We start from the raw sequence: 23,738 nt of genomic DNA, 5'->3' as shown, positions 1-23,738 counted from the left end.
TGATGGTAGTGGGCCGGTCCGGAGGCCCGGGACTCGCCCGCGCCCGTTCCATGGTTTGATGACGTTCACCGGCAGTGTGAACTCGACAGCGTGGACGAGGAGGCATTCGGCACATGGCGGATGAGATCCGGGCCGAGATGGTGGCCAACGTGTGGAAAGTGGTGGCCTCGGTCGGGGACACTGTCGCTGACGGCGACACGCTGGTGATCCTCGAGTCCATGAAGATGGAGATCCCGGTGGTGGCGGAGTCCGACGGCAAGCTGGCGCAGCTCGCCGTCAACGAGGGCGATGTCGTCCAGGAGGGCGATCTCATCGCCGTCATCGAGAGCTGAGCGGTCCGCTTCCGCTTCATTTCTTTTCTGGTACGTGTATTCGCGGTGCTCTCGTGAGTCCACGCGGCCTGGTTGCCCGGTCGGGCTTGTGCCGCGGCCGCCGGGCTGATCTGCCTGCTCCCGCATCGCGGTCCCGCTCCTCCGTCCCGGAGGGGCGTTCGACCGCATCCCGGTCCCACCGCCGTTGACCGGCCCGGCGTGCCCGGTTCTGCCGCTCAGCGTGCCCCGCCCACGTCGCGCCCGGCTCTGGCCGCTCAGCGTGCCGTCGTGCCTGCCGGGACGGCGCTGGGAGCCGGTTGGCCCGGGAGCCGGTCGGCGGGGCGCGCCGCGGGGGTCAGTCGCGGCGCCAGCGGAGCAGGGAGCGGCCTCGGCCGCGCTGGCGGGGGACGGCGGGCACCCGGATGGTGGCCGCGGCGAGTTCCCGGGTGGGCCGGTCCAGGCCGGGTGTGGCGAGGGCCAGCTCGGCGACTGCGCGCGCGGCCGGGCCGGAGGCCACCTCGGTGAGCCGGCCCGCGACCACGGCGGCCACGTCCGCGCGCGCTTCCGGGTCGACCCATGCGTAGGTGACGAGCGCGAACAGCGCGGCCTGGGTCACCCGGTCGACGTCGCCGTCCAGCAGCCCGAGCAGGACGCGCCGGCGGGCGGAGTCCAGCCAGGGTTCCTCGGCGCCGTGGTGCAGCAGGCCCAGGCAGGCCCAGACCTCCGCGCCGGTGGCCTCCTCGGACTCGGTGACGGACGGGTGGGCCAGCATGGCGAGCAGCTCCCACGGTTCGACCAGGATCAGGCCGAGGGCCCGGTCGTACGCCGCCGGTGGGTGTGCCCATGTCGTGCTGGCGATCCGCTGCAGGCGCCCGAGCGCGTCGGCCGAGGGTTCCGCGTTGACCGGCGGGCGCCCGGCGGACATCGGCATCCCGGCCGGGATGCCGCCGAGCCACGGCGTGTTGCGGCAGCACTCCTCCAGGTCGGTGTGCTCGTGCGCGTCGTCCGGGTGGTCGCGGGTGAAGTCGGCGAGCGAGACGAGGTGGGCGACGTCGCCGTCGGCGCGGAACCGCAGCCGGTGGGCGGTGTGCACCACGCAGTCGAAGGCCGGGTCGCGTTCCAGGGCCAGTTCGGTCCAGCGCAGTGCCTCGTCGAGGCGGCCGAGGTCGGCGAGGGTGGCGGCGACGTCCGCGTACACCGAGAGGTCGTCGGGGTCGTAGGCGACCGCCCGGCGCAGGGCGGCCAGTGCCTCGGGCATCCGGCCGGCGCTGCGGAAGGCGTAACCGAGCCAGATCTCGCCCAGCTTGGAGGGCTGTGACCGCGCGCCGCGGCCGGCCCAGTCGACGGCGATCCGCACCTCGCCGAGCCGCCGGGCCAGCGCGGAGCCGGCGCCGAGCAGCATCGCGTGCTCGCCGTGCGCCGCGATGGCGTGCCGCACCACCGAGAGGTACGGCCGGAGCGGGGTGACCGTGTCCGGCGGCGCGGGGTCGCCGACGGTGGTGCACAGGCGCATGACAGTGCGGGCGAGGAGCCCGGGCTCGATCCGCGCGCCGAGGGCCGGCTCCTGCACCCATGGCACCCCGGCCCAGTCGGCCGCCGGTGTCTGGCCGCTGGCCGCGACCAGCAGGGGGAGCCCGTCCTCGGGGCGGCCCGCGGCGGCGAGCAGGTGCGCGCGGGCCACGATCCGGCCGAGTGCCGGGTGTGGCTCGAGGGGGAACAGTTCCAGGGCCCCACCGGACCGTGCAGCCAAACGGCTGAGCAGCTCGTGGGTCTCCGGCAGGGTGGGTGCGTGAGCCAGCGCGGTCGCCAGGTGGCCGGCCGCGTCGGTCAGTTCACCGGCGTCGAGGGCGGCCCGGGCACGCGCGAGGTCACGGCGGGCGGAGGGGGAATCCACGAGGAAAGACCCTAGGGGAACGGCGGCCATATGTCAGTCCTCACCTTTGCGCACTCGTGCTCGAAACCTTGACCAAGTAAGCTCTTTCTTGCAAGACTGCGCATCAAATGAGCGTGATCCTTGGGGGATCGCCGGAGAACAGGACACTGAGGGGGTTCGGGTGACACAACGAGGCCAGGGCATGTCGGCGGACATCGCGGAACAACCGGCGGGATTCGCCCGGCTCCTGGAGGACGAGCACGCCGGGGCCATCGCCGAGGTCGCCGCCGAGGTGGCTCGCCGCCGGCCGCGCAACGTCGTCTTCGTCGGGCGCGGCACCTCCGACCACGCGGCGCTCTACGCCGCCTATCTGACCGAGATCCGGCTGGGTCTGCCGGTGGCCAGCGCCTCGCCGAGTGCGATCACGCTCTACGGCGCCCGGCCCGACTACACCGGGTCCCTGGTGATCGGCGTCAGCCAGAGCGGCGGCTCGCCCGACCTGACCGGGGTGCTCGGTGTGGCCCGCGAGAACGGCGCGCTCACCCTCGCCGTCACGAACAACCCGGAGTCGCCGCTGGCCCGGGCCGCCGAGCTGTCGATCGACGTCGCGGCCGGTCACGAGCGGGCGGTCGCGGCGACCAAGACCTACACCGCGGAGCTGCTCGCGTTGCTGATGCTGGTCGAGGGCGTCCGGGCCGGAGACGGCCGGCTGCCCGCCGAGGAGCGGGACGCGCTGAGCGAGCTGCCCCGGCTCGCCGAGAAGACCCTCGCCGACACCACGGCCGACGAGCTGGCCCAGCGCTACCGGTTCGCGTCCAGCCTGGTCAGCACCGGCCGGGGATACGCGTACCCGACCGCCCGGGAGACCGCCCTGAAGCTGATGGAGACGTCGTACCTGCCGGCGCTGGCTTTCTCCGGCGCCGATCTGCTGCACGGCCCGCTCGCCATGGCCGACTCGGACATCCCGGTGCTCGCGGTGGTCGGCGACGGCCCCGGCGGGCGCTCGATGCGCGACGTGGTCACCCGGCTCGGCGAGCGCCGCGCCGACGTGGTGACGATCGGTCCCGCCGACGTGCCCGGCGCCTCGGTCCGGCTGCCTGTGCCGCGGGTCGACGAGCGGTACAGTCCGCTGCTCGACATCCTGCCGCTGCAGAAGCTCGCGCTCGCGCTGGCTCTTGCCCGTGGCGAAGATCCCGATGCGCCGCGTGGGCTGAAGAAGGTCACCACCACCCTCTAGAAATAAGCTGGGTCCGTGTCCACCCTTCGTGATCTCGTCGAGGAGCACACCACTCTCGGCCCCGCCGACATCGACCACCTGCACCGGCTCGCCGGTGACTGGCTGTTGCTGTCCGACCTCTCCTTCGCGGACCTGCTGCTCTGGGTGCCGATCAAGGGCGAGCCCCGGCAGCCGCGCGAGTTCCTCTGCGTCGCCCAGGTCCGGCCGGTCACCGCGCCGACCGCGTACCAGGACGACCAGGTCGGCAAGATCGTCGGCGGGCCGGAGGTGGCGCACCTCGAGGTGGCGATCACCCAGGAGCGGATCTGGCGGGAGGGCGACCCGGTCTGGTACGGCGACACGCCCGCCCGCCACGAGGCGATCCCGGTCCGGCGCCGCGACGAGAACGACCTCGAGGAGGCGTTCAGCGAGGTGATCGCGGTGATCGGCCGGGACACCAACCTGAGCACCGCGCGCACCCCCAGTCAGCTGGAGCTGAACTATCTGACGACCGCCGACGACCTGGCCCAGATGGTCGCCGACGGGACGTTCCCGCCGCGGCGGCATCCGGGGGAGACCACGTCGGCGCCGCGCGTCGGGGACGGGCTGATCCGGCTGGACGCCTCCGGCAAGGTCACCTACGCCAGCCCGAACGCGCAGTCGGCGTACCGGCGCCTCGGCTTCAACGCCCACCTGGTCGGCGAGGAGCTGGCGAACCTGGCCAGCCGGCTGTCCGCCGACCCGCTGGAGGGCAACGACGCGGCCGAGCGGATCCTGGCCTCGCTGCGCGGTGAGTTCCCGCCCCGGATGGAGGTGGAGGCCCGCGGCGCCACTGTGCTGACCCGCGCGCTGCCGCTGCTGCCCGCCGGCGTGCCGATCGGCGCGCTGGTCCTGGTCCGGGATGTCACCGAGGTCCGCCGCCGGGAACGCGCGCTGATGACCAAGGACGCCACCATCCGGGAGATCCACCACCGGGTGAAGAACAACCTGCAGACGGTGGCCGCGCTGCTGCGCCTGCAGGCCCGCCGGGTGGACGCGCCCGAGGCGCGGATGGCGCTGGAGGAGTCGGTGCGCCGGGTCGCCTCGATCGCCCTGGTCCACGAGACGCTGTCGATGTCCAGTGACGAGGCGGTCGAGTTCGACGGCATCGTCGACCGGGTCGCCACCGCCGCCACCGAGGTCGCCGCCACCAGTTTCCCGGTTCGGATGCGCCGTGAGGGCACCTTCGGCGTGCTGCCCGCGGAGATCGCGACATCGCTGGTCATGGTGCTCAACGAGCTGCTGATCAACGCGGTGGAGCATGGTTTCCCGGCGTCCGAGGACGACACCGAGGAGGTGGCCCCGGACCAGTACGGCGAGGTGGTGGTCTCCGCGCACCGGTTCCGCAAGCAACTGCACGTGACGGTCGCCGACAACGGTCGCGGCCTGCCGGACGACTTCAAGTTCGACGGCAGCAACCGGCTCGGCCTACAGATCGTCCGGGCCCTGGCGACCGGCGAGCTGCGCGGCAGCATCGAGCTGCGCAAGCGGTCCGGCGCCGGCACCGAGGCGGTCCTGGTGGTGCCGCTCGGCAAGCGCTGACCCCGCCCGTGTCCGTACGGCAAATTCTGATCAACACATTGAGATATTTGATATTGACACCGAGTGATCTTGGTATCTACGGTCATCGCCACGTACTCGGTTCGAGCGGGGGCTGACCGGAGTTCGCTGCTTGGGCTGTGCACGTGGCTGGGCCCCGCTCGACCGATTCCTATGAGCGCGGGTCACGGGAGTCCACTCAGTGTCATCCATACGAATCGGGTTGGCGGGCTGCACATCGCTCGCCGTTCTGTCTACATTCCTCCCTGCGTTGGCCACTCCGGCCGCGGCTCAGGCCCCGCCGGCCTGCCCGGCCGAGGTCACGGCTGACGCCGCTCCGGTCGCCGAGACCGAGCTCGCGGCGCAGCGACTCGCCCAGCTCTGCGGCAAGCCGGTCGAGGTGAACGAGGCGGCGAGCGAGACCACCAAGGCTGTCGCGCTGCCGTCCGGCGAGTTCACCTTCGAGTCCTATCTGGAGCCCCAGCGTGTCGAGCGCGGGTCGCGCTGGGTCGACCTGGACACCGGACTGGAGCCGGGCGCCGACGGGCGGTTCCGGCCGCGGGCTGCCGCGGACGTGACGTTCTCCGCCGGCGGCGACGCTCCCTTCGTGGTCTACCGGCAGGGTGGCGCGGACTTCACGCTGTCCTGGCCGGAGCCGCTGCCACCCGGCGAGGCTGACGGTGACGCGGTCACCTACCGGGAGGTCTACCCGGGCACAGACCTGGTGGTGCGAGCGGTTGCGGGGGGCTTCTCGCACGTCCTGGTGGTGAAGACGCCCGAGGCCGCGGACAACCCGGCCGTCCGGGAGGCGTCGTACACCGTCGGCGGCAACGCCACCCTGATCGAGTCGAACGGCGAGCTGAAGGTCGCCGGCCCCGGTGGCGTGGTCGCTCAGGCGCCGCCGGCGGTGGCGTGGGACTCCAACCGCACCGACCGCACGACCGTCTCCACCCGGCGTGCCGGCGTGCTGGAGGCGGCGCCGGTCCCGGCGGACCCGTCGACCGTGCGCGCTCCGGGCGGCCATGCCCGGCAGGCCGAGGTGGACGTCACGGTCACCGGCGACCAGATGCGGGTGAAGGCCGACGACACCTTGTTCGCGTCGGGGGCGACCTATCCGCTCTACATCGACCCGACGTTCCAGCCGACGTACCAGAAGTGGATTCCGGTCAACAAGCTGAAGCCGGACACCAAGTGGGTCTCCGGGGACAGCTATCCCCGTGAGGTCATCCGGGTCGGCTCCAACTGGGACAACCACTCGGAGGTCTGGCGGGCGCACGCGCAGTTCGACATCCGGACGCTGCACGGCAAACGGATCACGTCGAAGCCGACCGTCGAGGGCATCCTGAACCACACCGCGTGGTGTGCCGGGGAGAAGTTGAGCCTGTGGCAGACCAACACGCTGGACGGCAACACGCCCACGTGGGACGGCATGAAGGGCAAGTGGCTGCACGGCGCGGCGCTGCAGACCAAGACGGTCAAGGCGAACACCGCCTGCTCCGGCCAGTCGACGACCGGCTTCCGGTTCGACTCGGCCACGCTGCAGGAGCACGTGCTGCGGCACGTCAACCAGCCGTACAACACGATCACCTTCGGTCTGCGGGTGCCCACCGAGAGCGGCGGCCACTGGATCAAGATCAAGCGGGGTACGGTCAAGCTGATCGCGTCCTACGCGCACAAGCCGACCTCGCCGGTGGCGATCCGGTCCAACCCGGGCGGCAGCTGCAACAAGACCTCACCCGGCCCGTGGATGAACAACAGCAAGCCGACGCTGTACGGCAAGGCGTCCGACGGTGACGGCTCGGTGCGGGTGGTCTTCGACCTGACCGGACCCACCACCCCGGCGGACTTCACGTCACCGTGGGTGAAGTCGGGTGCGGAGGGCAGCTTCCCGGTGACCACCGCGCTGGCCGACGGCAGCTACAAGTGGCGGGTGCAGGGCACGGACGGCCCGGACAGCACGGGCTGGACCGGGTACTGCTATTTCCGGCAGGACCACACGCCGCCGTCGCTGCCGGTGATCAAGCGGACGTCAGCCGGCACGCCGGAGCACGGCAAGCCCATCACGTTGAGTTTCACCTCCACCGACAACCTCTCCGGGGTCCAGCGGTTCGACTTCGGCATCGGTGCCGATGTGGTCCAGTCCTCGGTGAACGCCACCGACGGGACGGGGAGTCACACGTTCCCGCTGGACACCGGCCGGACCCAGATCTATGTCTGGGCCCGGGACTACGCGGGGAACCTGTCGGCGCGGGCGGTCTACAACGTGTTCACCGGCCGGGTCACCCTGGTCCAGCCGATGGCCCTGTGGCGGCTCACCCACGACCTGCGTGACGACTCCGGCACCACCGACGCGGACGGCACCCTGGCCGACGACGCCGCGCAGAAGGACCTGCGGTGGCTGGGCACCGACGCGCTCACCTACACGGCCGACCGGGCCGGACGGGGCGGAGCGGCGCTGAGCCTCGCGGGCAACGGCTGCGCGTACTCGGCGCCGGTGGTCCGCACCGACGGCTCGTTCACGGCCGGCGCCTGGGTGAAGCTGGCGAACAAGACCGGACATCGGACGATCATGGTGATGACCGGTACGCACCAGCCGTCCTTCGTCCTGAGTTACAACGTGACGGCGGACCGCTGGGCCACCGGCGTGACGACCGGTGACCTCGCCGGCGCCCCGATGACCGTCGTCACCGGCTCCGCGTCCCCGGTCGTCAACACCTGGACCCACGTGGCGGCGACGGTCGACCCGGTCGGCAAGGTGCTCGGCCTCTACGTCAACGGCAAGCTGGACAAGACGGTCGCGATCACGCCGTCGTGGCGTGCCGACGGCCGGCTCCTGCTCGGCTGTGGCGGCACCAACACCACCGTCAACGGCACCTCCATGGTCGGCGCGATCGACCAGGTCGGGGTCTGGAGCGGTCTGCTCAGCGAGGCGCAGATCGCCGACGCGGCCAACGAGCTGCCGGCCGGCATCGCCGCCAGGTGGGCGCTGCGCAAGAACGGCGAGGACGACAGCGAGCACGGTTACGCCCTCACCGTCCCGGCGCGGCCCGTCCCGCAGCCGACCCCCGAGCCCACGCCCACCGAGGAGCCGACCGAGGAGCCGACCGAGGAACCCACCGAGGAGCCGGACCCGGAACCGGAGCCCACCGAGACCGGTGACCCGAACGAGCCGGAGCCGACCGGCAGCCCGGAGGTGCCGGAGGAGACCCCCGAGCCGACCGAGGAACCCACCACGCAGCCCACCACGCCGGCCCCGCCGGTCGAGGTTCCGGAGTGGACCGGCGACCAGTACGCCCGGCCGGACTCGGCGTGGAACGTGACCGGTGACCGGTGCGCCACCAGCCCGCGGTCGGTGGTGCGCAGCGACGAGTCGTTCTCCCTCGCCGTGTGGGCGAAGGTCGACGACGTCACCCGGATGAACCAGACGATCCTCGGTGCCGAAGGCAACCGGGTCAGCGGCTGGTATCTCGGCGCCCGCACCAACGCTCAGGGCGTGCCGTTCTGGGCGCTGATGATGAAGGCGACCGACGACGAGACGTCCGCCTCCGAGTTCGCCGGCTCCACGACGGACGCCTTCGCGGCCACCGCCGGCAAGTGGACCCACCTGGTCGGCGTCTACAACGCCACCACGAAGACGATCAGCCTGTTCGTCAACGGCACGAAGGTGTCGTCGGTGGCTCGCACCGGCGGCAACTGGTCGGCCGGGGGTCTGCTGACCATCGGCTGCGCCAAGTACGCCGGTGTCCGCGGGGACTACTTCCACGGCGGCATCACCGATGTCCGGGTCTGGCGCGGCGCGCTGACCGACGCCCAGGCGACCGTCCTGCGCGGCGCCAACCCGCCGGTCGCCCTGCAGGGCATGTGGCCGCTGGAGGGGCCGGGATCCTCCGCTGAGCGCACCGAGCTGCAGGACCGGTCCGGCAACAACCGGCACCTGAGCGTGGCCGGCGCCTACTCCTGGGAACGGGACCGCGCCAACGGCCGGCAGGGTGCGCTCGGCCTCTCGCTGGCCGCCGGATCGTGTGCGCAGACCGCCGGTCCGGTGGTGCCGACCGACGGCTCGTTCAGCGTCACCGCCTGGGTGGTCCTGGACGAGGCGACCGGCACCCGCACCGTGGTGGCCCAGTCGGGCGCGAACCGGCAGAGCTTCCGGATGGAGTTCGCGGCGGGCCGCTGGCGGTTCGTGATGACCCAGAGTGACACCGCGGGCGCGGCGGACACGGTGATCACCTCGGCCGCGGCGCCGGAGCTGGGTGTCTGGACGCACCTGGCGGCGGTCTACGACCTGCCGGCCAAGAAGTTCCGGTTCTACGTCAACGGTGACGAGCAGGGCGACGGCGCCGCCGCTCCGTCCGCCCCGTGGAACGCCGCCGGTCCGCTGACCGTCGGCTGCGCCGGCACCACCGGCGGCCAGCGCTCCAACTACCTCGGCGGCATCGTCGACGACGTCCGCGTCTGGTCGTCCACGGTGGACCCGGAGCTGTTCGGCACCTTCGCCCACGCCTGATCAACGCAGGCCGTCGCCGGCGTCCCACTCCGGGACGCCGGCGGCGCCCGGCCGGCCGCATCCGACTCAAGAAAGACGGATATGTCAGAAGAAAAAACGATAGTCACACCGGCACGTCGAGGGCTGGCCCTCGGGGTGACCGCGCTGGTGGCCACCTCGTTCCTCACCTATCACTGGGTGGCCCGGGAGGTCAGCGGCGAGCGCGACCTCCCGCCGGTCGCCGCCAAGGACTTCGGAGCTCTCCGGGTACAGGCGACTCCGCCCCCGGCCGACACCGCGACGTGGACCGGCCCCGCGGACGGGAAGTGGCCGGCCGCCGGCACGGTGGAGATCTCCCTCGCCTCGGCGCAGGGACGCGCGGTCACCGCGAAGGCCGGGTCGATCCCGGTGACCGTGGAGCCGGTGCCGGGCAAGCCCGCCCCGGAGCGGGTCCAGATCTCGGTGCTGCCCGAGGAACAGTCACAGAAGCTCGGCCTCAGCGGCCCGGTGATCGCAGTCGAGGGCGACAAGAACGGCGAGGTGAGGGCCACCGTCGACTACGGCAGCTTCGCCGACCTCTACGGCGGCGGCTGGGCCGACCGGCTCAAGCTGATCGGGCTGCCGTCCTGTGCGGCCACCACACCGCAGGTGTCGCAGTGCCAGGAAGCCACTGCGATCGTGACGAGCAAGGACGCGGCGAAGCCGGCGGTGTCGACGTCGATGGCGCTGTCGGCCGGGACGGTCAGCGTGCTGAGCGTGTCCTCGGACACCGAATCGGGCGAGGGCGACTACAAGGCCAGTGACCTGCAGGCCTCCGGCTCGTGGACGGCCGGCGACAGCTCCGGCGGGTTCAGTTACAGCAACCCGATCAAGGTGCCGCCGGCGCCCGGCCCGGTGCCGGAGGTTTCGCTCGGCTACTCGTCGCAGGCGGTCGACGGCCGGATGGCCGGCCGCAACAACCAGGCCTCCTGGGCCGGTGACGGCTGGGACTACTCGCCTGGGTACGTCGAGCGCACCTATGTCGGCTGCGCCGACGATGTCGCCAAGGTCGACGAGAAGGACCCCAACAACAAGGAGAAGAAGACCGCCGACCAGTGCTGGAAGGGGAAGTCCCCGAACCTCACGGTCTCGCTCGGTGGCACCACCGCGACGCTGGTCAAGGACGACAAGACCGGTCGCTGGCGGCCGGCCCAGGACGCCACGAACTGGAAGGTCGACTACGAGGGCGCCCCGGCGACCAAGGATGCCGCCACCACGGAGCACTGGGTGGTCACCACCCCGGACGGCACCCGCAGCTTCTTCGCCGCCGAGGTGACCTCGTCGAACTCCCGGTGGACCGTGCCGGTCTTCGGCAACCACGACGGCGAATCCTGCCACGCCGACAAGCTCAAGGACTCCTCGTGTCAGCAGGCCTGGCGTTGGCTGCTGGACAAGCAGGTCGACGTGCACGGCAACATGACCCGGTACTTCTACAAGAAGGAGACCGGTCACTACGGCGCGGCCGGGGAGAAGGACAACCGGGTCGCCTTCGACCGCGGCGGCTACCTCGAGCGCATCGAGTACGGCCTGAACACCGCCCACCCGAGCGTGGCCGCGACGGCTCGCGTGGTGTTCAGCACCGCCACCCGGTGCCTGGTCGACGAGTGCTACAAGGACGACAAGCCGGTCGCCGCGAGCTGGCCGGACGTCCCGTGGGACAAGGAGTGCGCGGCCGAGCCGTGCACCGACAAGTTGGCGCCGGTCTTTTTCTCCACCCGGCGACTGACCAAGATCACCGCTGAGATCCGCAACGGCAGCGCGTTCGACCCGGTCGAGTCCTGGACGCTGGCGCACAAGTTCAAGGCACCGAAGGATGCCAAGTCCGCCGCGCTGTGGCTGGAATCGATCACCCACGCCGGTCACGTCGGCGGGACCGTCACCGACCCGCCGGTGATCTTCACCGGGGTCGAGCGGCCGAACCGGGTCAGGGCCGCCGCCGGCGTGCCGATCTACACCCGCTCCCGGATCAGCAACATCCGCACCGAGTCCGGCGCGGACATCACCGTCACCTACTCCGAGCCCGACTGCGACACCGACGACCTGCCGACCGCGTCGAACAACAACCGGCTCTGCTATCCGGTCTACTGGACACCGGACGGCTACGGCGAGCCGACGCTGGACTGGTACCGCAAGTACGTCGTCACCGAGATCACCCAGTACGACCGGACCACCGACCAGCCGCCGATCACCACCCGGTACGCGTATTCGACCGAGGGCGGCGGCACCAACGTCCTGTGGGGCTGGGACGACGGCGAGTTCACCAAGAAGAAGCACCGGACGTACGGTCAGTGGCGGGGATACGCCCAGGTCACCACGTCCGTCGGGCAGTCCGGCACGAACACGGTCCTGACCAGCCGTAAGCGCTTCTACCGCGGCCTGGACGACCAGCCGCTGCCCGACGACAAGACCCGCAACGTGCAGGTCACCGACTCCGCGGGCAACACCTACGCCGATCACCCCGCGCTCGCCGGCTCCCCGCTGGAAGAGGCGAAGCTGGACGGCGCCACCGTCGCCGAGTCGAAGACCACCGCCTACTGGATCAAGCAGACGGCGGAGCGTGAGCGCACCGGTGGCGCGGACAAGGCGTACCGGGTGGCGCCGTCGGTGGAGAAGTCGCGCAAGCTGATCGCCTCCGGGGTCTGGCAGCAGACCGAGACCCGTACCGAGTACAACGACGAGGGGCTTCCCACTGCCACGTCCGAGCTCGGCGACACCAGCAAGGGCGGCGACGAGCAGTGCACCCGGGTCACCTACCTCGACAACCAGGACGCGTGGCTGCGCGGTCTGCCGTCGCGGGAGGAGACGGTCGCCAAGGCGTGCACCGCGACGGTGTCCCGGCCCGCCGACATCATCTCGGACGTCAAGAGCTATTACGACAAGTCCGAAACCTACGGATCCGTCCCCAGCAAGGGTCTGGTCACCCGGGTGGACACCCTCACCGGGTGGAAGGACGGCGCCGCGACGTACACGACCACGTCCCGGACCGGATTCGACGACCTCGGGCGGACCGAGAGCACCACGGACGCGCTCGGCAAGGTGAACCGCACCTACTACACACCGGCCGGACCGGGACCGGTCACCCAGACCAGGACGGTCAACCCGCTCGGCCACGAGATCATCACCGATCAGCACCCGGCCTGGGCGGAGCCGACGTCCATCCTGGACGCCAACAAGAAGCGCACCGATCTGCAGCGTGACGCGCTGGGACGCCTCACCAAGGTGTGGCTGCCCGGCCGGGCCAAGGCCACCACGACGCCCACCATGGAATTCAGCTACCTGGTACGCACCGACGGCCCGCTCGCGGTGACCTCGAAGCGGCTGAACGCCGACGGTGGCTACACCACCGAGGTCGGCCTCTTCGACTCGCTGTACCGGGCGGTGCAGACCCAGCAGGACGGGCTGAAGACCAAGGACGGCGCTGACGCTCGCCTGGTCACCACCACCGGGTACAACGACCGCGGTCAGGTCGAGTACGAGTCGGCGAAGAACTACGCCAAGGGCAGGCCGGGCGCCACGCTGCTCGCCATCTCCCCGGGTGAGGACCGGGCCCGCACCGTCTCGGTGTACGACCGGCTCGGCCAGGTGGTCGAGGAGCAGCTGTGGTCGGCCAACGTCAAGCAGCGGACCACCGCCACGGTCTACGGCGGCAACCCGGACGGCTGGCAGGTGGCAGTCGCGCCACCGCAGGGCGCCACGCCGACCGCCACGATCACCAACGCCACCGGCGAGGTGATCGAGAAGCGCGAGTTCCACGGCGACGAGCCGGCCGGGGCGTTCGACGCGACCAGATACACCTACACCGCGCGCGGTGACCTGGAGACCGTGGTCAAGGACGGGCTCACCTGGCGGTACGAGTACGACCTGCGCGGCCGGGAGATCCGCACCGTCGACCCGGACAAGGGTGAGACGTCGGTCGAGTACAACAACGCCGACGACGTCGTCAGGACGACCGACGCCCGGAAGAACGTCGTCACCACCGCGTACGACGCCCTCGGCCGGCAGACCCTGCGCACGTTCAACGGGGTCAAGGCGGCCGAGTGGACCTACGACACCCTGGCGAAGGGGCATCCGACCAGGTCGACCTCATTCGTCGACGGTCACGCCTTCGGCCGTGAGGTGTACGAGTACAACGACGCCTACCAGGTGATCGACGAGGAGTCGACCATCCCGGCCATGCCCGGGCTGACCGCCCTGGCGGGCACCTATGTCACCACGCACACCTACACCCCCAACGGGCTGCTGCACCGCTCGACGCTGCCCAAGGTCGGGCCGATGGACAAGGAGATCATCACCCGTACGTACGACGAGCTCGGCAACGTCACGAAGCTGGCGGGCACGTCGTCGCCGTCCGGAACGGTCCGCACCTACGTCGACCGCACCAGCTACTCGCCCTACGGCGAGGTGCTGAACCGTTGGCTCGGCACCCCGGTGGGCGACAAGCCGCAGGCGTACCAGAACTACGTCTACGACAACGTCACCCGCCGGCTGTCGGAGTTCTACTTCGACCGCGACGGCAGCGTGCCGAACATCGCCGCGCTGAAGTACAGCTACGACGACGCCGGCAACGTCCTGTCGATGGCCAACCGGCCGGTCGACGTGGACGGCAACGTCCGGCCCGGCGAGGAGGACGTGCAGTGCTTCTCGTACGACTACCTGCGCCGCCTGACGCAGGCCTGGTCGCAGGAGGCGGCCGAGTGCGGCGCCGCGTCCACCGCCACGATCGGTGGCAAGGCCCCGTACCGCAAGTCCTGGACCTTCGACAAGCACGGCTCCCGGACGTCGGCGACCGATCACGTCACCGGCAGGACCTCGACCTATCAGGCGGCGCCCGGTCGTCCGCACGCCATCGGCAGCATCACCACCGGTGACCAGGTCGAGCACTACGACTGGGACGCCGCCGGCAACCTCGAGTACCGCAGGACCGGCGACCGGACCGAGAAGTACACCTGGAGCGCGCACGGCAAGCTGACCAGGATCAGCGCGCCGGAGGGCGACACCACCATGGTGTACGACGTCGACGGCAACCGGATCGCCCGGATCGACCCGGCCGGCGCGGCGAGCGTGTTCCTCTACGGCCACGAGTACACGACGACGCCGGCCTCGGGCACGAGCACGACGCGCTACTTCGAGCACGCCGGTGACACGATCGCCTCGCGGACCGACACGACCAACCGCAAGGGCGACATCATCTGGCTCGGCGCGGATCAGCAGGACTCCGCGAGCTGGGCGGTCAACTCGGTCACCCGGGTCGAGACGATCAAGTACAACGATCCGTACGGCAACCCGCGCAACGGCGCCGCCACTGAGCAGTGGCCGTCCGGCCAGCGCGGATTCGTCGGCGGGGTGAGCGATCCGAGCGGGCTGACGCTGCTCGGCGCACGGTTCTACGATCCGCGGACCGGCTCGTTCCTCTCCGTCGACCCGGAGATCGACGAGTACGAACCGCAGCGGATGCATCCGTACGCGTACGCCAACAACAACCCGACCACTTTCGCCGACCCCGACGGCCTTTTCTGGGGCGCCGTCAAGAACGGTTTGCAGAAGGCGTCGAGCGCGGTTGCCACCGGCGCGACAGCGGCGGCGAAGGCGGTCGTGAACAACGCCGGGACGATCGCGGACGTGGCCGGTGCGGTCGCCGTGGTCGCGGCGGTCCTGCCGCCGCCGGCTCAGGTCGTGGCCGCCGCCGCGGGTGCGGTCGCCGTGGTGGCCGGGGCCATCGACACCGCCAAGAGTTGTGCCGGCGGCGACACCATGAACTGCGCCATGGGCATCGCCGGCATGGTTCCCGGCGTCCGGCAGGCGAAGACCGCGGCCCGCGGCGCGGGCGCGGTCAAGGCCGCGGCCAAGAAGGCCGACGGCCCGGCGCCGAGCGGTGGTGGTGGGGGCGGTGGCTGCAACAGTTTCGCCGCCGGCACCCCGGTGCTGCTCGCCGACGGCACGTCCAAGCCGATCGAGGAGGTGCAGCTCGACGATCAGGTGGTGGCGTCGGACCCGGAGACCGGTGCGGCCGGGGTCCGCCCGGTCACCGCGCTCATCCGCGGCACCGGCACCAAGCACCTGGTCGACATCACGATCGACGCCGATGGCGACGCCGCGCCGGACGGCGAGGTCACCGCGACCCACAACCACCCGTTCTGGGAGGAGGACGAGCGGACCTGGCTCGCTGCCGAGGACCTGGAGAGGGACGACGAGCTGCTGCGGCCGGACGGTTCCCGGGTCACCGTTCTGGCGGTGGACCCCCGCGACGAGGTGACCACCGTCTACAACCTCACGGTCGACGACATCCACACCTACTTCGTGGGTACAGCCGGCGGCTACCTGCTCGTCCACAACACCAACGGCGGTTTCATCCAACTCGACGCCGTGGCGGAGTTCTGCGACGTCGACGCCGATGCGACGGCGCTGGCGAACAAGGTGGCCGAGGACAAGGAGAACTTCACCCGCAAGACGCGCCCGAAGATGGCCGAGGCGCTGTACCTGCCCAACGGCGCCAAGTACCGGAGCACCAGCGGTATCAGCCCGGCGGCCGTCCACCCCGAGGTGAAGCGGGTCCTGCAGAAGGCGCCGAGCCTGATCCAGGTGAAGGCGAAGGGCTTCGGCAGGTGCGGGCTCGTCGCGTGCGTCAGCGACGCGGTCTATGACGGCCACAATCCTCGCGGGGCCCGGGCCTCGGCGAGGACCATCGAGAACACCACGTCACATCACAACCACAACCGGCTCTGGGTTCCGTGCTACGCGTGCAAGTTCTTGTCACGATGGTTCGGGATCCGCTGGAATGTGCTGGAGCGGAAGGTTTCGTAATGGATCGGTTCCACGAGGTGACGACTGAGACGCTGCACCGGGCCGGCTGGCGCCCGGGCCGCAGGGTCGACGTCGAGGCCTGGCGTGCCGCCCTCGCCGGGGAGTACGCCATGCACGGCGCCGCTGCGGAGTTCCTCGCCGAGTTCGGCGGGCTCGAGGTGGCGATCGGTGGTCGCCTCGTGGACCGGCCGGTGCTCGCGTTCGACTTCGACCCGCTGCTGGGCGAAGGCGACGGCGAGCGGCTCGCGGCCTGGGGCGCGGATCTCGGGAGGACGCTGTTCCCGGTCGGCGCGTTCGTCGTCGGGCACCCCTTCGTGCTGGCCGTCGACGAGACCGGCGAGCTCTACCACGTGGGGGAGAGCATCGCGAGCTACGGTCCGTTGCCGGGCGCGCTCGACACCCTGGTGCGGGGCGTGCCGCGCCCGCTGCTCGAGGACCCGGAGGCCGCCTGGCCCGCGGCGGAGAAGGTCGGCAAGCACCACCGCCGGCCGGTCCGGCGGGCGGTCCGGACGGCCTATCGGCCGGGTCCCGCGAGACCCTGACCGCAACGACACGACGGCTCCGGGCTTCTCGGCGATGCTGAGGGGCCCGGAGCTGCGGCCCGGTCCGGATCTGGTGTTCCGGCAGGACCCGGCGGCCACCGGCGCGGGACTGTGGGCGGCGAGTGAGGTTAAGACGTTCTACGGCGTGGAGTTCACCGTCTCCCGGGGTTTACCGCTCTTCGAGGTGCGGACCATCGTGGGGGATCACCGGTTCCGGTGCGACACGGTCCGGTTCCGACGGGAGTCACACGCCACGCCCGCAGTCTAGGGGCGGAGTGTTACAAGAGGTTTGCCGTGTGCTACCTGACACACTCCCGGAATCTGGACCGCGCTGGCCCAAATAGGCGCGCCGTGAGAGGCTTGCCGACATGACCGCTGCAGTTGACCGCCGCTTCGTGGCCCGGCGCCACGTGGACTACGGCCGTGTCCGCAGCGCGATGTGTCCGGCTTCCTGACGACGCCCGTTTTTCATTTCGGGCGCGCGACCGCCGGGCCCTCTCCTGACACAGATGTCACGAACCTCCAGGGCCGTGGGTGGCAGCGTGCGCCCACGAAACCCGGAGGAACGCCGAGATGGCGCCCAGCAACACTCCCGCTGCACGGCCGACCGCCCGCCCTCGTAAGGCGCGCGGCGAGGGTCAGTGGGCGCTCGGACACCGCGAGCCGCTGAACCCGAACGAGCGCAGCAAGAAGGACGACAACCCGCTCAACGTGCGGGCCCGCATCGAGAACATCTACGCCCACGGGGGGTTCTCCTCGATCGACCCGGCCGACCTGCGCGGCCGGTTCCGCTGGTGGGGCCTCTACACCCAGCGCAAGGCCGGGATCGACGGCGGCCGCACCGCGGTGCTGGAGCCGGAGGAGCTCGAGGACGAGTACTTCATGCTGCGCGTCCGCATCGACGGTGGCGCGCTGAGCGTCGCCCAGCTGCGGACCATCGCGCAGATCTCCACCGAGTTCGGCCGGGACAGCGCCGACATCACCGACCGGCAGAACATCCAGCTGCACTGGATCCGGGTGGAGGACGTGCCGGAGATCTGGCGCCGGCTGGAGGCGGTCGGCCTGCAGACCACCGAGGCGTGCGGCGACTGCCCCCGCGTCGTGCTGGGCAGCCCGGTCGCCGGGATCTCGGTCGACGAGGTGCTCGACGGCACGCCGGCGATCGACGAGATCGTCAAGCGGTACGTCGGTGACACCCGCTACTCGAACCTGCCCCGCAAGTTCAAGTCGCAGGTCTCCTGGCTCGCCGACGGGCCGTACCAGGTGAACGACATCTCGTTCATCGGCGTGATCCACCCCGACCACGGCCCCGGCTTCGACCTCTGGGTCGGCGGCGGCCTCTCCACCAACCCGCGGCTGGCCGAGCGGCTCGGCGCCTGGGTGCCGCTCGCCGAGATCCCGGACGTCTGGGAGGGCGTCGTCGGGATCTTCCGGGACTACGGTTACCGCCGGCTGCGGCACCGCGCCCGCCTCAAGTTCCTGCTCGCCGACTGGGGCGTCGAGAAGTTCCGTGAGGTCCTGGAGAAGGAATACCTCGGCCGCGCGCTGATCGACGGCCCGGCGCCGGAGCTGCCGGCGAAGCCGATCGACCACATCGGCGTGCACAAGCAGGTGGACGGGCTCAACTACGTGGGCGCGGCACCCGTCGTCGGACGGTCCTCGGGCACCCAGCTGACCAGGCTCGCGGACCTGGCCGAGGCGCACGGCTCCGACCGGGTGCGGCTCACCGCGTACCAGAAGCTTCTGGTCCTGGACATCGCCGACGACAAGGTCGAACCGCTGATCGAAGGTCTCCGCGCGATCGGGCTGGAAGCCCGGCCCTCGGCCTGGCGGCGCGGCACCATGGCCTGCACCGGCATCGAGTACTGCAAGCTCGCCATCGTCGAGACCAAGGCGCGCGGCGAGGAGCTGGTGGCCCGGCTCGAGGACCGGCTCAAGGACTTCGACGCCGACATCTCGGTGCACATCAACGGCTGCCCGAACGCCTGCGCCCGCACCCAGGTCGCCGACATCGGGCTCAAGGGCCAGCTCGTCATGAACTCGCACGGCGAGCAGGTCGAGGGCTTCCAGATCCACCTGGGCGGCGCGCTGGGCATGGCCAAGGGCGAGACCGCCGGCTTCGGCCGCAAGCTGCGCGGCCTGAAGGCCACGGCCGAGGAGCTCCCGGAGTACGTGGAGCGGGTGGCCCGGCACTACCTGGACGGCCGCACCGACGGCGAGACCTTCGCCAACTGGGTGATGCGGGCGGAAGAGGAGCTCCTGAAATGAGCGACGCCAGATCCGCCCCGCTGTACTGCCCCTACTGCGGTGACGAGGACCTCCGTCCCAACGAGACGTCACACGGGTCCTGGGAGTGCCACTCCTGCGCCCGGGTCTTCACGGTCAAGTTCGTCGGCATCCTGCCGGTGCCGTCCGGATCACAACCCATCAAAGCGCTGGTAGAGGGAGTTTCCGAATGAGTCTCCTGAACGCCTCGGGCCTGGGCCTGATAAGTCTCGGCGCGCCCGCCGCCCCGCTCCGGACCGGCCCCGCCCCCCGAACCACCGAACCCGAGCGGGCGGCCGACCCCGCCCGCCGGTCGCCCGACGAGCTTCGGGAGCTGGCCACGCAGGCCGCCCGTGACCTGGAGGGCAGCTCCGCCGAAGAGATCGCCAAGTGGGCGACCGACACCTTCGGCGCGCGCTTCTGCGTCACCAGCTCGATGGCGGACGCCGTGGTGGCCAGCATCTTCTCCCGGGTCTCGCCCGGCGTGGACGTGGTCTTCCTCGACACCGGCCTGCACTTCCCGGAGACGCTCAAGGTCCGGGACACCGTCGCGCGCACGATGAACGTGAACGTCCGCTCCATCCGCCCGCGGATGACGGTCGGCCAGCAGGACGGCGAGTACGGCCCGCGGCTGTTCGCTCGCAGCCCGGACGAATGCTGCTTCCTGCGCAAGGTGGAGCCGCTGGAACGGGCCCTCAGCGACTACGACGCCTGGGCCACCGGCCTGCGCCGCGACGAGTCGCCGACCCGCGCCAACACGCCCGTCGTCGCCTTCGACGCCCGCAAGGGCAAGGTCAAGGTCAACCCGATCGCCGCCTGGACCCAGGCCGACGTCGACCGGTACATCAGCCGGTGGAACGTGCCGGTCAACGAACTCTTCAAGAAGGGGTACGGGTCGATCGGCTGCTGGCCGTGCACCCGGCGCACCAAGGCCGGCGAGGACCCGCGTGCCGGCCGCTGGGCGATGTTCGAGAAGACCGAATGCGGACTGCACGTCTGACCTCCGCCGCGCGGCCGGCCGTGGTCCTGGTGGCTCACGGCAGCCGCGACCCGCGGGCCGCGGTGGCCACCGAGTCCCTGGCCCGGGCTGTCCGCCGGGCCCGGCCGGAGTGGGTGGTCCGGGCTTCGTACCTCGACCATGCCGGGCCCCGGCCGCTGGACGTGCTGGCGTCGCTCCCGGGGCGGCAGGCCGTGCTGGTGCCGTTGCTGCTGACCGCTGCGTATCACGGTCGGGTCGACCTGCCGGCGGTGGTGCGGGAGGCCGAGGCGTTGCCGATCTCGGTGACCGCTTCTGACGTTCTGGGGCCGGTTTCGCCGTTGCTGGTCGCCGCCCTGTGCCGGCGCCTGCCCGTCGCGTCCTCCTCGACCGCGTCCTTCTCTGCCGCGTCGCTTTCCCCCACGGGTGGGTCGCCGGTGGACGGTGTGCCCTGGGACGGGGTGGTTCTGGCGTCGGCCGGGACCCGTGACGCGGCCGCGCGTGCCACGGTGGCGGAGGCAGCTGACGTGCTGGGGCAGCGGCTGGGGGTGCCTGCGGCGGTGGCCTACGCCTCCGGTCCCGGGCCCCGGCCGGGGGACGCTGTCACGGCGCTGCGGGCGGCCGGTGCCCAGCGGGTGGTGATGGCGGCCTACTTCCTGGCGCCGGGATTCCTCTACGACCTTGCCGTGCGGTCGGCGCTCGAGGCGGGCGCGGTTGCGGCGGCTCAGCCGCTCGGTGACGCGCCCGAGTTGGTCCGGCTCGTCGGAGCGCGTGCGGATTCGGTCCTCAGCGGCCCGCTGAGCGCCGCGGCCTGATTCACCCATCCGGGGTACGCCCTGGGGAGTGACGCCGGCGCTCCGCGCTTTCCGGCCTCTCCGCTCCCACAGCTGGTTCCCCAGGTGCTACCCCTAACCCTGCCGCCCATCCTGAGCGCCGGCCGCCAGTGCTGTCCCCACCGCCTGCCGACCGTCCTGAGAGCCGGTCGAGCGGGTCGAGCCGGTTCCTGGAGCCTGTGCCGGCCCTGCGCGCCGGCTGAGCGAGCTCGGCGGGCCCTTCGTGTGGTCCAGCAGACTCTGTGCCGGCCCTCACAGACGGCTGGGTCGCTGGTGCGGTTCGCAGGCTCTTGCGTCAGCCCTGAGACGTTCGGCTGGGCTTTTGGTGCGGTTGAAGACCGGGGGACCGCTCCGGGAACCAGCCGTGGGGAGTGAGCGGGACGGCCTGTGAGTTTTCTGTGAACCGGCCGTTTCGAGGCCCGAACTCACTCAGTGCGACGGTCACTCTGCGCTATGCGACGAACGGGCATCCGGCGGCAACTGTCGATGGTCCTATGCGGAGTGTGCGCGAGTCACGACTCAATGCATTTCGATCTTCATTTCGAGATCATTTCCCGCGGCGGGGAAACGTACCGTGATCGCATTAGCGCGCACGGGAATGGGAAACGCCGTGTGAGTGGGCCGAAACAGCAAGACGCCCCGGTGCCGTCCGGCCCGGGGCGCAAATGCTGTGTGGGGGATTGATTCAGGCGGTGACGGGACTGATCCGAAGGCCACCACGACGCTTGACAGCGCGCCGCTCGTCCTCGCTCATCCCGCCCCATACGCCGGCGTCCTGTCCAGACTCGAGTGCCCACGAGAGGCATTCCTCGGTCACCGGGCACCGCCGGCACACGGCCTTGGCCTGCTCGACCTGCAGGAGCGCCGGGCCGGACGTCCCGATCGGGAAGAACAGCTCGGGGTCCTCGTCGCGGCAGATCGCATCGTGACGCCAGTCCATGGCGGCAAACTCCTTGTTTCGGATGGGGTAATGAAAACAGTGCTGTTTACCTATATGCGTGCGCTGTGGTGTCCGACGGGTTGTACCCGTACGCTCACCGGAGCGTCAGCAAGCTTTAGTGTTTGGTGGCTGTTCCGCGCTTCTGGATTAGGAACGCGTACAAGCAGCAACCGGTTACTTCTTATCGCTTGTGAATGCTTTCACGAACTTGCGCGATGTCAAGGGTAGCGCTGGAAGTTTCTCCCGCCGGGTGAGCTGGCTCACGTACCCTTATGTCCGGTTCTGCGGTTCATGCCAGAGCCGGTTGACGAACGCTCCCATCAATGTAGTACGGTCCCGGCCGTTTCGCCGACCTTTTGCCCGTGTTTCTGTAACGGATCGTGAGCACGTCCCGAAACACGTACCCCGATGTCAGCAGATCACACGTAGCGCTGACGGGACGGACACGAAGTGCACCTTCTGACGCTCACCCAGGTAGTCGCCGTCCAACTGGAAGGCTTGCGGCCGGGACGCCACCACGGTGAACTCCGCGATGTCATGCAGCCGTAATACCTGTTTACCGCGTAGATCACCGGACCGCCACGCGAGCTGTGTCATAGTCCGCGTGGTGTGGAGGACGTCCAGCCTGCGCAGGGCGAACACGTCGAGCCCGAGATCGAACGAGGCGTCCGGATTGGGGTTGACCGCCCGGTCGCCGGAATAGGTCCACGGCGCCGTGTTCTGGACGATGACCGTGCTCAGGCCGGGCTCCGCGTCCTCGCCGGGGCGTTCCAGCACGAGCGGCGGGTTCTTCCGGTCCATCGCGGTGAAGAACTGACCGGCCATCGAGCGCGCGTAGAGGGCCGGTGTCGAGGTGCGGCCGCGGAGCCGGGACTGCTCGACCCGGCGGATCGTCGCGGCGTCCCAGCCGAGCCCGGCGGTGAAGGTGAAATAGCGATCATCGGCACGTCCGAGATTGATCACTCGGTGCCGGCCGTCCCGGATGCCGTCGAGAATCACGCTGGTGCCGTCCACCCAGTCGCGGGGCATGCCGAGCGCGCGAGCGAAGACGTTGGTGGAGCCGCCGGGCACCACGGCGAGGGCGGGCAACCTGTAAGCCAGCGGGCCGGCCAGTCCGGTGAGCGCGGTCGACGCGGTGAGCAGCCCGTTGACCGCCTCGTTGATCGTGCCGTCGCCGCCCAGCGTGACGACCAGGTCGACCCCGTTCTCGGCGGCGTCCCGGGCCAGCGTGGTGGCGTGACCGCGCCGCTCCGTGTACCGGACCTCCAGGTCCACCGCGCTGCGTAACGCCCGGACCAGCACGTCGCGGCTGCGCTCACTGGTCGTCGTCGCCCGGGGGTTGACCACCAGCAACGCTCGCATGGGCGGCACTGTACCGGGCGGAGCGCGTCAGGGCTGTCGGTATGGTGCACCAGTGACCGGTGAGAATTCCGTGACCAGTGGCGCGCCGACCCTCGACTGGGGCGTGCGGCTCCTCTACCTGCAGAGCGCGGGACTCGCTGTGCTCACGGCGTACCTCATCGTCCTAGATCTGACCCGGGGTGGGGTGAACGTCGCGGTGGCCGCCTCGCTCACCGTGATGGCCGCCCTGGCCGCGCTCGCGGTCTTCGCGGTGGCGCGTGCCCTCGGCCGCCGCCGGGTCCGCGCTCGTGGCCCGGCCGTGGTGGTGCAGCTCTTCCTGCTCGCGACCGGTGGTTTTCTGCTCCAGATCGGCCCGGTCGCGGTGGGCGTGGCGATGATCGCGCTGGCCGTGCTGACCGCCGTGCTGATCCTGATGCCGGCCAGCAGCCGCGCCCTGGGTGTCGACAGCTGACCGCTGCGGCGCGGCGATGCTCGATCCCTGACCGGCATCCGTGGGCCATGCGGGCTCGATGCGGG

Annotated in this window: 15 protein-coding genes; 12 read left to right on the top strand and 3 right to left on the bottom strand. The window is 70.6% G+C overall.

Annotated features, from left to right (window positions below; translation table 11 throughout):
- Nucleotides 1-113: 113 nt before the first annotated feature.
- On the top strand, nucleotides 114-332 hold the full coding sequence (locus tag AC0NH5_RS03680) for a biotin/lipoyl-binding carrier protein (protein WP_474399855.1): 219 nt from the start codon (nucleotides 114-116) through the stop codon (nucleotides 330-332).
- Between the two features lie 334 nt (nucleotides 333-666).
- On the opposite strand, the gene AC0NH5_RS03675 is transcribed toward AC0NH5_RS03680, so the two are convergent.
- Nucleotides 667-2,235: a tetratricopeptide repeat protein gene (locus AC0NH5_RS03675; RefSeq protein WP_474399853.1), complete on the bottom strand. Its 1,569-nt coding sequence runs from the start codon at nucleotides 2,233-2,235 to the stop codon at nucleotides 667-669.
- A gap of 151 nt (nucleotides 2,236-2,386) precedes the next feature.
- Between AC0NH5_RS03675 and AC0NH5_RS03670 the strand changes: the two genes are divergently transcribed.
- From AC0NH5_RS03670 to AC0NH5_RS03625, 10 genes are all read left to right on the top strand, one after another.
- A complete protein-coding gene (locus tag AC0NH5_RS03670; RefSeq protein WP_474399850.1) occupies nucleotides 2,387-3,421 on the top strand; it encodes an SIS domain-containing protein in 1,035 nt (344 codons plus the stop codon).
- 15 nt (nucleotides 3,422-3,436) lie between these two features.
- A complete protein-coding gene (locus tag AC0NH5_RS03665) occupies nucleotides 3,437-4,981 on the top strand; it encodes a sensor histidine kinase (RefSeq protein WP_474399847.1) in 1,545 nt (514 codons plus the stop codon).
- A gap of 268 nt (nucleotides 4,982-5,249) precedes the next feature.
- A complete protein-coding gene (locus AC0NH5_RS03660) occupies nucleotides 5,250-9,485 on the top strand; it encodes a LamG-like jellyroll fold domain-containing protein (RefSeq protein ID WP_474399844.1) in 4,236 nt (1,411 codons plus the stop codon).
- Between the two features lie 81 nt (nucleotides 9,486-9,566).
- Nucleotides 9,567-16,304, top strand: coding sequence for a polymorphic toxin-type HINT domain-containing protein (locus AC0NH5_RS03655; RefSeq protein ID WP_474399841.1), 6,738 nt, complete (start codon nucleotides 9,567-9,569; stop codon nucleotides 16,302-16,304).
- Nucleotides 16,304-16,846 (top strand): SUKH-3 domain-containing protein, encoded by a 543-nt coding sequence (locus AC0NH5_RS03650; RefSeq protein ID WP_474399838.1) that lies wholly within the window; start codon nucleotides 16,304-16,306, stop codon nucleotides 16,844-16,846. The genes AC0NH5_RS03655 and AC0NH5_RS03650 overlap by 1 nt, the downstream gene beginning before the upstream one ends.
- 34 nt (nucleotides 16,847-16,880) lie before the next feature.
- Nucleotides 16,881-17,114: a hypothetical protein gene (locus AC0NH5_RS03645; protein WP_474399836.1), complete on the top strand. Its 234-nt coding sequence runs from the start codon at nucleotides 16,881-16,883 to the stop codon at nucleotides 17,112-17,114.
- Between the two features lie 305 nt (nucleotides 17,115-17,419).
- The gene (locus AC0NH5_RS03640; RefSeq protein WP_474399833.1) at nucleotides 17,420-19,114 is read left to right on the top strand and encodes a nitrite/sulfite reductase; all 1,695 of its coding nucleotides are present in this window, start codon (nucleotides 17,420-17,422) and stop codon (nucleotides 19,112-19,114) included.
- Complete coding sequence (locus AC0NH5_RS03635) at nucleotides 19,111-19,305, top strand: hypothetical protein (protein WP_474400372.1); 195 nt, start codon at nucleotides 19,111-19,113, stop codon at nucleotides 19,303-19,305. The genes AC0NH5_RS03640 and AC0NH5_RS03635 overlap by 4 nt, the downstream gene beginning before the upstream one ends.
- A complete protein-coding gene (locus tag AC0NH5_RS03630) occupies nucleotides 19,302-20,111 on the top strand; it encodes a phosphoadenylyl-sulfate reductase (RefSeq protein WP_474399830.1) in 810 nt (269 codons plus the stop codon). Before AC0NH5_RS03635 ends, AC0NH5_RS03630 begins: the two co-directional genes overlap by 4 nt.
- Entirely contained in the window at nucleotides 20,093-20,902 is an 810-nt protein-coding gene (locus AC0NH5_RS03625) for a sirohydrochlorin chelatase (protein ID WP_474399827.1), read from the top strand. Before AC0NH5_RS03630 ends, AC0NH5_RS03625 begins: the two co-directional genes overlap by 19 nt.
- Nucleotides 20,903-21,605: 703 nt before the next feature.
- On the opposite strand, the gene AC0NH5_RS03620 is transcribed toward AC0NH5_RS03625, so the two are convergent.
- Nucleotides 21,606-21,860: a WhiB family transcriptional regulator gene (locus AC0NH5_RS03620; protein WP_364220501.1), complete on the bottom strand. Its 255-nt coding sequence runs from the start codon at nucleotides 21,858-21,860 to the stop codon at nucleotides 21,606-21,608.
- Nucleotides 21,861-22,271: 411 nt separating this feature from the next.
- Nucleotides 22,272-23,222 carry a diacylglycerol/lipid kinase family protein gene (locus tag AC0NH5_RS03615; RefSeq protein ID WP_474399825.1) on the bottom strand — a complete coding sequence of 317 codons (951 nt, stop codon included), beginning with the start codon at nucleotides 23,220-23,222 and terminating at the stop codon, nucleotides 22,272-22,274.
- A 52-nt stretch (nucleotides 23,223-23,274) separates the two neighbouring features.
- Here AC0NH5_RS03615 and AC0NH5_RS03610 point away from each other — a divergent pair, with 52 nt between their 5' ends.
- On the top strand, nucleotides 23,275-23,673 hold the full coding sequence (locus AC0NH5_RS03610) for a hypothetical protein (RefSeq protein ID WP_474399823.1): 399 nt from the start codon (nucleotides 23,275-23,277) through the stop codon (nucleotides 23,671-23,673).
- Nucleotides 23,674-23,738 lie beyond the last annotated feature (65 nt).

Source organism: Actinoplanes sp. 13 (genome assembly GCF_056134165.1).
This window is presented reverse-complemented; position numbering and strand designations above follow the sequence as displayed.